The sequence below is a fragment of the Bacteroides sp. AF32-8BH genome (assembly GCF_003435205.1).
GTDB lineage: Bacteria > Bacteroidota > Bacteroidia > Bacteroidales > Bacteroidaceae > Bacteroides > Bacteroides ovatus.
Map to the genome: position 1 here is coordinate 63,630 of NZ_QVLZ01000036.1, position 10,839 is coordinate 74,468.

A 10,839-nucleotide genomic window follows, 5' to 3' on the forward strand; every position below is an offset into this window, starting at 1 on the left:
AATTAATCCAATGGATATGCGTCAAAAGCAAACAGTTCGGTCGACAAATAACGCTCTCCCGTATCAGGTAACAACGCTACTATTTTTTTGTTCTTAAATTCCGGACGCAATGACAGCTGACGGGCAGCATACACGGCTGCTCCCGAAGAAATTCCCGCCAACAGACCTTCCGTCGCCGCTAACTCACGTCCCGCACGAATCGCTTCATCATCGGGCACCCCCATCACTTCATCTACCACAGAAACATCATAAAGTTTGGGAATAAAATTCGCTCCGATACCCTGAATACGATGCGGAGCCGCCTCTCCTCCTGCCAATACAGGAGACGATGCCGGTTCCACAGCGACAATATAAATATCCGGATTATGTTTCTTCAAAGCACGGGCTACACCGCAGACCGTTCCTCCGGTGCCCACTCCGGCCACAAAAACAGCCACTTCACCGTCTGTATCCCGCCAGATCTCTTCACCTGTCGTCCGCTCATGAACAGCCGCATTAGCCGGATTCTCAAATTGTTGTAAGATCACCGAACCGGGAATACTATCACGCAACTCCTGCGCCTTGGCAATAGAAGCTGTCATCCCTCCTAACCCGTCTGTCAATACAATCTGCGCACCCAGCGCTTTCAACAGATTCCGCCGTTCCAGGCTCATTGTTTCGGGCATGGTCAATATCAAGTGATACCCTTTAATAGTGGCTACCATTGCCAACCCGACACCTGTATTTCCACTTGTCGGCTCAATAATCGTTGCACCGGGTTTCAATGCTCCCCGAGCTTCGGCATCTTCAATCATCGAAAGAGCCACCCTGTCTTTTATACTTCCCGCTGGATTAAAAGCCTCCAGTTTGGCAATAATATTTTGTTCCAGACCGTACTTTCCGCTATAACCGGAAAGTTCCATCAAAGGGGTATTCCCCACTAAATCTGTTAGTTTCCTTGCAATCTTTGCCATCTTATTACTTTATTTTTGTCACAGACACGACAAAGATATGGAAAAAAAGGTATGTTTTATATCACTTCATGAGAAAGATAAGGAAAAGTATAGTAACTTTGTATCCGTTCAATCTTTTTAAGTTTACAGATATGAAAAAGAGAATCATACAATTTCTCACGACCTATTTTTTATTTGTTCTTTTATTCGTTCTTCAGAAACCAATCTTCATGGTTTACTACCATGACTTATATACCAATGTATCTTTAGGTGACTACTTCCGCGTCATGTGGCACGGATTGCCTCTGGATTTATCTCTTGCAGGTTACCTGACCGCTATCCCCGGCTTACTGCTCATCGCCTCCGCCTGGACCAATTCATCCATACTCCGCCGCATCCGGCAAGGATACTTCGGGGTAATCGCCTTTATCATGGCCTGCATTTTTATCATCGACCTGGGATTATACGGCTTTTGGGGATTCCGTCTGGATGCCACCCCCGTTTTCTATTTCTTCTCTTCCCCCAAAGATGCTATGGCAAGCGTCAGCTTTTGGTTTGTACTATTGGGAATCTTATCAATGCTGATCTATGCAGCAATTTTATACTTCATTTTCTATTACGTCCTTATCCGGGAGAAAAAGGCCCTGAAAATACCTTATCGACGTCAGAATGTCTCGCTTGCGCTCCTTTTGCTGACAGCGGCACTCTTCATCCCTATCCGGGGCGGATTCAGCGTATCCACCATGAATTTGAGCAAGGTGTATTTCAGTCAGGACCAACGCATGAATCATGCAGCCATCAATCCGGCATTCAGCTTCATGTATTCCGCCACCCACCAGAATAATTTCGATAAGCAATATCGCTTCATGGACCCGAAAATAGCCGACGAATTATTTGCAGAGATGGTAGACAAACCTGTCGCAGCAACAGACAGCATCCCCCAATTATTGAATACACAACGTCCGAACATTATTTTTATTATCCTTGAGAGTTTCTCCACACACTTGATGGAAACTTTCGGAGGACAACCCAATGTGGCTGTCAACATGGATAAATTCGCAAAGGAAGGCATACTATTCAGCAACTTCTACGGTAGCAGTTTCCGTACAGACCGCGGACTGGCATCCATTATCAGCGGATATCCCGGACAGCCAAGCACCAGCATCATGAAATATCCCGAAAAGACGGACAAACTTCCTTCTATCCCCCGCAGCTTGAAAAACGCAGGATATAATCTGGAATATTACTATGGTGGAGATGCCGATTTTACCAATATGCGCTCTTACCTGGTATCTTCCGGCATCGAGAAGATTATTTCCGATAAAGATTTTCCTCTGTCCGAACGTACAGGAAAATGGGGAGCACAGGATCACGTCTTATTCCAACGCCTGATGAAAGACCTGAAAGAAGAAAAACAAAAAAAACCGTTTCTGAAACTTGTACAGACATCAAGCAGCCACGAACCATTCGAAGTCCCGTTCCACAGACTGGATGACAAAATCCTCAATTCTTTTGCCTATGCCGATAGTTGCGTGGGAGATTTCGTGAAACAGTATCAAGAGACACCGCTATGGAAAAATACACTGTTTGTACTCGTTCCCGATCATCAGGGTGCATATCCGTATCCAATAGAAAATCCGCTGGACGGCCAAACCATTCCACTGATTTTAATTGGAGGTGCAATAAAACAACCCTTGGTTGTAGATACTTATGCTTCACAAATAGACATCGCCGCTACCCTGCTCGCTCAACTAGGATTGCCGCATGATGAATTTACTTTCAGCAAAAATATCATGAATCCGGCGTCACCTCATTTCGCATACTTTACCCGGCCGAATTATTTCGGAATGATTACCGCCGATAATCAATTGGTATATAACCTCGATGCCAATACTGTGCAACTGGACGAAGGTACTGCCAAAGGAGCCAACCTGGAAAAAGGAAAAGCGTTCCTGCAGAAGCTCTACGACGACCTGGCGAAACGCTAGGAAATGAGTTATATTGAATATTTATAAAGTAATATAGGACAATTTTCTATTCTTTATTGTATATTTGCGACATTAAAAATAGATCAATAAAGCCTGATGATACACACCGGAATTGTCCAATATCTTTCGGAGATAGATACAAATATCTTCTTGTCCTTCAATGGTATACATTCCCCTTTCTGGGATTATTTCATGAGTTCTTTCACGGGTAAATTCATCTGGATTCCCATGTATGCCACTATATTGTATATTTTATTAAAAAACTTCCACTGGAAAGTAGTACTGTGTTACGTGGCTGCCATTGCACTGACTATCACCTTTGCCGACCAAATGTGCAGCAGCATCATTCGTCCGGTAGTAGCACGTCTGCGTCCCGCCAATCCGGAGAACCCGATTGTAGATCTAGTATATATCGTAAATGGTTACCGCGGAGGAAGCTACGGTTTCCCATCGTGCCATGCCGCCAATTCATTAGGTTTTGCCATGTTTGTCATATTCCTGTTCCGTAAACGTTGGCTAAGCATTTTCATCCTGACCTGGGCAATACTCAACTGCTACACACGTATATATCTGGGTGTACATTATCCCGGTGATTTACTCGTAGGAGGTATTATCGGAGGATTCGGCGGTTGGTTGTTCTGCACTATCGCCCACAAAGCAGCCATCTATCTGGAACCTTCCACCCGCACGAAGAGAAAAGAAATAAAACAATGGTCAGTCACTATTTATGTAGGATTACTGACCATACTCGGTATCGTTCTATACTCCACTATTAAAAGTTGGTAGAACACAACAACACTATTTCGAACTAAAAAGTAAAAGCCCGACACCGTTATCCGATGCCAGGCTTTTACTTTTTTATCCGGGTTTATCAAGCTTTCTTGATATAATCAACAATCCACTGTCCTACTTCTTTTGTTCCGTACTTAGCACCGTCAGCCACCTGGATTTCCGGCGTACGTACATTCTCATCCAAAGAAGCATCTACGGCTTTACGAATCAATGCACCCTCTTCTTTAAGATCGAAATACTCGAACAACATAGCTACAGAAAGAATCTGTGCCAACGGATTAGCAATGTTCAATCCCTTAGCCTGCGGCCATGAACCGTGAATAGGTTCAAATACCGGAGTACTTTCACCTGTAGAAGCAGAAGGAAGCAAGCCCATAGAACCACTGATTACAGAACCTTCGTCAGTCAGGATGTCACCGAATGTATTTTCCGTTACCATCACATCGAAGAAAGCAGGTTCCTGAATCATCTTCATTGCAGCATTATCCACAAACATATAATCAGTTGTCACTTCCGGATAGTTCGGAGCCATTTCCTGTGCAATCTGACGCCACAGACGGGAAGAAGCCAACACATTTGCCTTATCTACCACAGTCAGATGTTTTCTGCGCTTCATCGCATATTCGAAAGCCACCTTCAAAATACGTTCGATTTCCGGACGAGTATAATAGTTTGTATCATACGCCTTATCATTATCCTGGTACTTTTCACCGAAATACATACCTCCGGTCAGCTCACGGATACAGATAAAATCGGCATTCTCTACCAACTCCGCACGCAACGGAGATTTGTGGATCAGGCATTTGAATGTCTGTACCGGACGGATATTAGCGAAAAGACCCAGTTTCTTACGCATAGCCAGCAAACCTTGCTCCGGACGTACCTTGGCAGTAGGATCATTGTCAAATTTCGGATCACCTACGGCAGAGAACAAAACAGCATCCGCCTCTTTACAAACCTGATAAGTTGCTTCCGGAAACGGATCGCCTACTTTATCAATCGCATCAGCTCCACAGATTGCATATTCGTAACTTACTTTGTGACCAAACTTCTCGCAAACGGCACTCATCACATCTACACCTTGCACAGAGATCTCCGGTCCGATGCCGTCGCCTGCTAATACAGCAATTTTAAAATCCATAATCGTTTATTCTTCTATTTATATATTCTTATAAAAAACATTCTTCGGGCAAGTTGTTTCTCACTTGCTCTTCTCGTATTCATCTTCGATGAGGTTCAACATCTTCATAGTAGCCTTGATGGCAGCCTCTGTCTGGTCGGCATCGAGTCCGCGGGTACGGAACACCTGCTCATCATAACTCCACGTGATAACTGTCTGCACAAATGCATCTGTACGTCCACCGGGAGGGATGGTTACCGCATAATTGGTCAACATCGGGAATTTACGTCCTAATGTCACCTTATATATTTTACGCAGCGCACGAACAAAAGCATCATACTGACCATCGCCGCCTGAACTCTCTTCGTACTCTTTTCCGTTGATTTCTATCTTCAACGTTGCCATCGGTTTCAACCCATGAGCCAGATTCACAAAATAGCTCTTCAGTTTAACCTTCTCACCCACTGCTCCATGTTTCAACACATCCGAAACAATGTACGGCAAATCTTCCTGTGTAACCAGTTCTTTCTTGTCGCCCAACTCGATGATGCGTTCCGTTACCTTGCGCATAGCATCTTCGTCCAGCTCCAATCCGAGATCTTCGAGGTTCTTACGGATATTTGCTTTACCGCTTGTCTTACCCAATGCATATTCGCGCTTGCGGCCAAAACGTTCGGGAAGCAAATCATTGCAGTAGAGATTATTCTTATTATCCCCGTCGGCATGCACTCCGGCCACTTGCGTAAAGACATTCTCACCTACAATCGGTTTATTGGCAGGTATCACAATTCCCGAATAAGACTCCACTACCCGGCTGACATCATTCAAACGGCTTTCGTCGATATTTGTCACCGCATTGAAATGGTCTTTCAGGATAGCCTGCACACTTGCGAGAGGAGCATTTCCTGCCCGTTCACCCAATCCGTTGATGGTTGTATGCAATCCTTTGACACCGCTTAATACCGCGGCAAGGACATTACTCACAGCCAAATCATAATCATTGTGCGCATGGAAATCGAGATGAGTATTCGGATAACGTTTCTTCATCTTCCGCATATACTCTATCACTTGCAAAGGATTCAAGATACCCAACGTATCAGGCAACATAAAACGCTTGACACTCGTCTCTTTCAATCCATCCATCAACTGAAATACATATTCGGGAGAATCTTTGATACCGTTGCTCCAATCTTCCAGATAAACATTGACGGTTATATCCTGTTCGTCGGCATAATGCACCACACTTATGATATCCGCCAGATGTTCTTCCGGTGTCTTTTTCAGTTGTTGCGTACAATGCTTCAGTGAACCTTTACAAAGAAGATTTATCACACGGCAGCCGGTACGCTGAATCCAATCGACAGAAGTATGCCCGTCGACAAAGCCGAGCACTTCCACTTTATGGAGCAGACTACGACGGGCCGCCCAGTCGCAAATCATCTTCACGGCTTCAAACTCACCGTCCGACACACGCGCCGAAGCAACCTCCACCCGGTCTACCTTTAAATCTTCTAACAGTAAACGGGCGATCATTAGTTTCTCATGAGGCACGAAAGATACTCCGCTGGTTTGTTCACCATCACGGAGCGTTGTGTCCATGATTTCTATTTTCACGCCTTCTTTTCCCATTCTTCTATTTTATCTTTATTGCTCAACAAGAAATCGATATCGTCCAATCCGTTCATCAAACAAAGTTTCTTGTAAGCATTGATTTCGAAATGTTCACTTTTACCTGTCGCCTTGTTGGTGATGGTCTGTTCGGGAAGGTTCACTTCCACTTCCATCTTCGGGTCCGCTTCTATCGAATCAAACAACTCCTGCAGAAACTCCTCGGTAACAACCACCGGCAGCACAAAGTTGTTCAACTCATTATTCTTATGAATATCGGCAAAGAAACTGGATACCACCACGCGGAAACCATATCCTGCAATAGCCCAGGCAGCGTGTTCACGGCTGGAACCCGAACCGAAGTTTTTTCCTGCCACCAATATCTGTCCGCTATAAGTAGGATTGTTCAACACAAAATCCTTGTTCAGGGAACCGTCAGCATTATAACGCCAGTCACGAAAAAGATTATCACCAAAGAATTTTTCTTCACGAGTGGTTGCTTTCAGGAAACGTGCCGGAATGATCTGGTCAGTATCTACGTTTTCTAAAGGAAGAGGTACACAAGTACTTGTTATTATATTAAATTTTGTCTTAGCCATCGTCTTATTTACAATTTAATGATTTACGAATTACGGTTAAATTACATCAGCTCTCTCGGATCGGTAATCACACCTGTCACCGCAGCAGCGGCAGCTACCAGCGGACTAGCCAGCAAAGTGCGTGCACCGGGGCCCTGACGTCCTTCGAAATTACGGTTGCTGGTAGATACCGAATACTTTCCGGCAGGAATCTTATCATCGTTCATTGCCAAACAAGCAGAACATCCCGGCTGACGGATAGCAAATCCGGCTTCCGTCAATATCTTGTCGATTCCTTCCTTACGGATCTGTGCGTCTACCATCCATGAACCCGGAACCAGCCATGCAATTACATTCTCCGCTTTCTTACGACCTTTCACGATGGAAGCAAATGCACGGAAATCTTCAATACGACCGTTTGTACAAGCACCAAGGAATACATAATCAATCTTCTTACCCAACAAAGATTCACCCGGTTGGAATCCCATATACTCCATTGATTTCTTGAACGAAACCTGTGCAGCTTCACTCATTCCTTCCATAGTAGGAATATGCTGTGTGATTCCCATACCCATACCCGGATTCGTTCCGTAGGTAATCATCGGTTCAATATCAGCCGCTTCGAAACGGACTTCTTTATCAAACACGGCATCATCATCACTCTTCAATGTCTTCCAATAAGCCAAAGCCTTGTCCCATGCTTCGCCTTGCGGAGCACTTTCACGTCCTTTGATATATTCAAAAGTCACTTCATCCGGAGCAACCATACCACCACGCGCACCCATTTCAATAGAAAGGTTGCAAAGGGTAAGACGTCCCTCCATTGTCAGATTGCGGATAGCCGAACCTGCATATTCCACGAAGTAACCCGTAGCACCACTGGTAGTCATCTTAGACATCATATACAGGGCCACATCCTTTGCAGTCACCCCTTTACCCAGTTCACCGTCTACAGTGATACGCATTGTTTTCGGTCTCGACTGGAGAATACATTGTGAAGCCAGCACCATTTCCACCTCGCTCGTTCCGATACCGAAAGCAATCGCTCCCATTGCACCGTGAGTAGAAGTGTGAGAGTCACCGCAAACAATCGTCATTCCCGGCAAGGTCAAACCACGTTCGGGACCTACCACATGAATAATACCATTCTTCGGATGCATCATGCCGTAGTGTGTCAGACCAAAATCCTTCGCATTCTGCGTCAGCGTGTCCACCTGCGTTTTAGAAATCGGATCTTCAATCTCCTTATCCTGATCGTGTGTCGGTGTATTATGGTCGGGCATACAAAATACCTTTTCGGGACGCAATACTCCGATTCCACGTTCACGCAATCCCGCAAAAGCCTGCGGACTAGTCACTTCGTGACAATATAACCGATCAATATAAAGCTGTGTAGGGCCATCTTCCACAGTAGTCACCACGTGGGCATCCCATATCTTATCAAATAATGTATTCATCTGTTTATTTACTATTTTACTAATTACTATTTACTCTTTCAATCAATCTCTGTAATACCAAACCGACTGTCAACCTCTTTTTTACGATTTGAATTTGTTAATACAGTCGATGTAGGCTTCTACCGAAGCAGCAATAATATCTGTATTGGCACCAAAACCATAATAAATCTGGTTATCGTATTCTACCTGCATGTGCACTTTACCTACATCATCACTTCCCTTACTGATAGCCTGAATAGTAAACTCTTTCAGAGTCATGTGGCGTTCTACAATCTTTTTCAATGCTTTGATAGCAGCATCTACCGGACCATTACCACTGGCACAAGCTTCAAACTTCTCACCGGCAATATTCAATCCCAAACTAGCTACCGAACGAACACCGACACCACTCGTCACCTGCAAGTAATCCAGTTTGATACGATGGTTCTGGCTACGGTCTGCACCTGCCAATACTAAAATATCATCATCATTAATATCTTTCTTCTTATCAGCCAACTTCAGGAACTCATCATATACCTTATCCAGTTTTTCCTGATCCAGATTCACTCCCAATATAGAAAGACGATTTTTCAATGCAGCACGTCCGCTGCGGGCAGTCAATACGATAGAGTTATCATCAATACCCACATCATGCGGATCGATAATCTCATACGTCTGTACATTTTTCAATACGCCATCCTGATGGATACCTGAAGAGTGTGCGAAAGCGTTACGTCCAACGATTGCTTTATTGGGTTGTACCGGCATATTCATCAGGCTGGATACCATACGGCTGGTCGGATAAATCTTCTGCGTATTGATATTGGTTTGAATATCTATTTCGTGATGGCTCTTAATAATCATGGCGATTTCTTCGAGAGCAGTATTTCCTGCACGTTCGCCAATACCGTTGATGGTAACTTCCACCTGACGCGCACCGTTCAAAACACCGGCTATCGTATTGGCAGTAGCCATACCCAAGTCATTATGACAGTGAGTAGAAAGTATGGCATTATCAATGCCGTCTACATGGTCAACCAAGTATTTTATCTTGGCGCCATATTCTGAAGGCAAGCAGTAACCTGTTGTATCAGGGATATTCACTACGGTAGCTCCCGCTTTGATGACAGCTTCTACCACACGTGCCAGATATTCGTTATCCGTACGGCCTGCGTCTTCTGCATAAAATTCCACATCGTCTACAAAACGGCGGGCATATTTCACAGCAGCTACTGCACGTTCGATAATCTCTTCACGATTCGAATTGAATTTATATTTAATGTGCGAATCAGAAGTACCGATACCGGTGTGAATACGTTTATGTTTAGCAAATTTCAGTGCATCTACGGCTACATCAATATCTTTTTGAACTGCGCGGGTCAAAGCACAGATAGTAGGCCAAGTCACCGCTTTTGAAATCTCAATTACTGAATTAAAATCCCCCGGGCTCGAAATGGGGAATCCGGCTTCAATCACGTCTACTCCCAACGCTTCCAATGCCTTTGCTACCTGAATCTTTTCTACTGTATTCAACTGGCATCCCGGAACCTGTTCACCATCTCTAAGAGTGGTATCAAAAATAAATAACCTATTGTCCATATTCTTATGTATATTATATAATTATTAGCATTAAAAAAAGCCTTTCACACTTGGAAGTGAGAAAGGCTTTCGTATATTTTCATTTATACACATTTACGCGCAGCACTCACTTCCACTAACCTTTGATAGTAGAATAATAATACCGCATAGTAGAATATGTATAAACATCTGATTCATTTCTTGTCTCTTTTATTAGTTTGACGGTGCAAAGGTATGGATTATTTCTTTACCACCAAATAATACGTTACTTTTTTATCGAAAAAAATATCATTTCATAAGTTAAAGCCGATTATTAGCAAAAATATATCACGAATAAAGCGATATGTTTATTAAAACAGAAAGAGGGAGTAGAATGTTGAACCATTCTCTCCCTCTCCTTCTTTATTGTTCTAAATCAATAGATTACTTCTTATCGCAACATTCTTTCTTTTCTGCGCAATCAGCTTTTTTGTCGCAAGCAGTAGCACAAGAGTCCTTAGCCTGGCAGCAAGAATCAGTTTCAACAACAGCTTCCACTGTTTCTACAGTTGTCTCTTCACCTTCAGAAGCAGCGTTAGTAGTTTTGTTACCAGTACAAGACATCATTGCAAAAGAAAATGTTACTGCTACAGCAGCCAAAAATAATTTAGTTTTCATACCTTTTAAATTTGCTTTAAACGTTTAATAAAATAATTGTCGGTCGCAAATATAGCACTTTTTTCGCAAAGTACCAAATAACAGAAAGCCCCTTGACTCAAAATGAATCAAGGGGCTTCTTAAAAACGGCGGCTACCTACTCTCCCACTG

The 10,839-nt window shown here is 43.7% G+C and carries 9 protein-coding genes; 2 read left to right on the forward strand and 7 right to left on the reverse strand.

The genetic code is table 11. The annotated features are described in order from the left end of the window. Positions 1 to 2: 2 nt before the first annotated feature. On the reverse strand, positions 3 to 953 hold the full coding sequence (gene cysK / locus DWZ47_RS22070) for a cysteine synthase A (RefSeq protein WP_117514705.1): 951 nt from the start codon (positions 951 to 953) through the stop codon (positions 3 to 5). A 131-nt stretch (positions 954 to 1,084) separates the two neighbouring features. On the opposite strand from cysK, the gene DWZ47_RS22075 reads away from it, so the two are divergent. Together DWZ47_RS22075 and DWZ47_RS22080 are read left to right on the forward strand one after the other, a co-directional pair. Further along, positions 1,085 to 2,920 (forward strand): LTA synthase family protein, encoded by a 1,836-nt coding sequence (locus DWZ47_RS22075; RefSeq protein WP_182281649.1) that lies wholly within the window; start codon positions 1,085 to 1,087, stop codon positions 2,918 to 2,920. A 96-nt stretch (positions 2,921 to 3,016) separates the two neighbouring features. Next, on the forward strand, positions 3,017 to 3,706 hold the full coding sequence (locus DWZ47_RS22080) for a phosphatase PAP2 family protein (RefSeq protein WP_117514706.1): 690 nt from the start codon (positions 3,017 to 3,019) through the stop codon (positions 3,704 to 3,706). 85 nt (positions 3,707 to 3,791) lie between these two features. Here DWZ47_RS22080 and leuB read toward each other — a convergent pair whose 3' ends face one another. The 6 genes from leuB to DWZ47_RS22110 all read right to left on the reverse strand — a co-directional run bounded on the left by leuB (position 3,792) and on the right by DWZ47_RS22110 (position 10,689). Next, positions 3,792 to 4,853 (reverse strand): 3-isopropylmalate dehydrogenase, encoded by a 1,062-nt coding sequence (leuB, locus tag DWZ47_RS22085; RefSeq protein WP_008651986.1) that lies wholly within the window; start codon positions 4,851 to 4,853, stop codon positions 3,792 to 3,794. A 60-nt stretch (positions 4,854 to 4,913) separates the two neighbouring features. Then, a complete protein-coding gene (locus DWZ47_RS22090; RefSeq protein WP_004301119.1) occupies positions 4,914 to 6,461 on the reverse strand; it encodes an alpha-isopropylmalate synthase regulatory domain-containing protein in 1,548 nt (515 codons plus the stop codon). After that, positions 6,443 to 7,039 (reverse strand): 3-isopropylmalate dehydratase small subunit, encoded by a 597-nt coding sequence (leuD, locus tag DWZ47_RS22095; RefSeq protein ID WP_004307192.1) that lies wholly within the window; start codon positions 7,037 to 7,039, stop codon positions 6,443 to 6,445. The genes DWZ47_RS22090 and leuD overlap by 19 nt, the downstream gene beginning before the upstream one ends. Positions 7,040 to 7,080: 41 nt before the next feature. Further along, positions 7,081 to 8,475: a 3-isopropylmalate dehydratase large subunit gene (leuC, locus tag DWZ47_RS22100; RefSeq protein ID WP_004301124.1), complete on the reverse strand. Its 1,395-nt coding sequence runs from the start codon at positions 8,473 to 8,475 to the stop codon at positions 7,081 to 7,083. Between the two features lie 81 nt (positions 8,476 to 8,556). Further along, a complete protein-coding gene (locus tag DWZ47_RS22105) occupies positions 8,557 to 10,053 on the reverse strand; it encodes a 2-isopropylmalate synthase (protein ID WP_004301125.1) in 1,497 nt (498 codons plus the stop codon). A gap of 402 nt (positions 10,054 to 10,455) precedes the next feature. Further along, positions 10,456 to 10,689, reverse strand: coding sequence for a hypothetical protein (locus DWZ47_RS22110; protein ID WP_004307193.1), 234 nt, complete (start codon positions 10,687 to 10,689; stop codon positions 10,456 to 10,458). Between the last annotated feature and the right edge of the window lie 150 nt (positions 10,690 to 10,839).

Bases quoted from the DNA above. Each gene is read 5' to 3' on its own strand.
- leuD (WP_004307192.1), bottom strand. From the start codon at position 7,039: ATGGCTAAGACAAAATTTAATATAATAACAAGTACTTGTGTACCTCTT.
- DWZ47_RS22080 (WP_117514706.1), top strand. From the start codon at position 3,017: ATGATACACACCGGAATTGTCCAATATCTTTCGGAGATAGATACAAAT.
- DWZ47_RS22110 (WP_004307193.1), bottom strand. From the start codon at position 10,689: ATGAAAACTAAATTATTTTTGGCTGCTGTAGCAGTAACATTTTCTTTT.
- leuB (WP_008651986.1), bottom strand. From the start codon at position 4,853: ATGGATTTTAAAATTGCTGTATTAGCAGGCGACGGCATCGGACCGGAG.
- leuC (WP_004301124.1), bottom strand. From the start codon at position 8,475: ATGAATACATTATTTGATAAGATATGGGATGCCCACGTGGTGACTACT.
- DWZ47_RS22075 (WP_182281649.1), top strand. From the start codon at position 1,085: ATGAAAAAGAGAATCATACAATTTCTCACGACCTATTTTTTATTTGTT.
- cysK (WP_117514705.1), bottom strand. From the start codon at position 953: ATGGCAAAGATTGCAAGGAAACTAACAGATTTAGTGGGGAATACCCCT.
- DWZ47_RS22090 (WP_004301119.1), bottom strand. From the start codon at position 6,461: ATGGGAAAAGAAGGCGTGAAAATAGAAATCATGGACACAACGCTCCGT.
- DWZ47_RS22105 (WP_004301125.1), bottom strand. From the start codon at position 10,053: ATGGACAATAGGTTATTTATTTTTGATACCACTCTTAGAGATGGTGAA.